This is a genomic window from Glaciimonas sp. GG7, assembly GCF_052976905.1.
The window spans coordinates 1-557 of sequence record NZ_JBRIIQ010000234.1; the positions used below are offsets into that span (position 1 = coordinate 1).

Annotated in this window: 1 protein-coding gene; it reads left to right on the forward strand. The window is 40.2% G+C overall.

The annotated features are described in order from the left end of the window. The first annotated feature begins 130 nt into the window (after window positions 1–130). Window positions 131–349, forward strand: a complete 219-nt coding sequence (locus tag ACVBEF_RS21340; protein ID WP_447125895.1) for a hypothetical protein — start codon at window positions 131–133, stop codon at window positions 347–349. Window positions 350–557 lie beyond the last annotated feature (208 nt).

Here is a 557-nt window from a genome sequence, read left to right on the forward strand (position 1 = left end):
ATTGAAATAAAAAATGGCATCGCTAAGATACAGAATATTCTGTACCGCGTGCGGTCGGAATGATTAGCCCAACTGTGCATGTGCGCAGTTGGGTTGCTGCGTTTAATTAACCAATATAGAGGTAATTAATATGATGATGCAAAAAATGGAAGTTATCGGAAATTCAGAGTTGGATATTATTTCTGGTGGAAGTTGGGTTGATGACACGCTTAACGGAGTCAATCAACAGGTCGCTGCAATTGGATTATCCGTTGGTAGTGCCGTTGGTATCGGATTAGGCGGTGTCACCAATGGAGTCGGTACAGTGTTAGGAGATGTCGGCGGTTTAGTTGGCTCCCTTGTCCCGTAACTACTGCTACTACTTGATAAACTTAATCGCACGCACCCGTTTTAACTTCTGAGTCGGACATGTTCCGCAACCAGCAGAAAAACGCAGGCGGCACAGAGCTGAAAATGCATTAGTCAACAGTCCTCAATGCGATTAAATCCGCCGTTCCAAAATGAAAAAAAAAAAAAAAAAAAAAAAAAAAAAAAAAAAAAAAAAAAAAAAAAAAAAA

Excerpts from the sequence above, each read along its gene's own strand:
- ACVBEF_RS21340 (WP_447125895.1), top strand. The coding sequence starts at position 131 with ATGATGATGCAAAAAATGGAAGTTATCGGAAATTCAGAGTTGGATATT.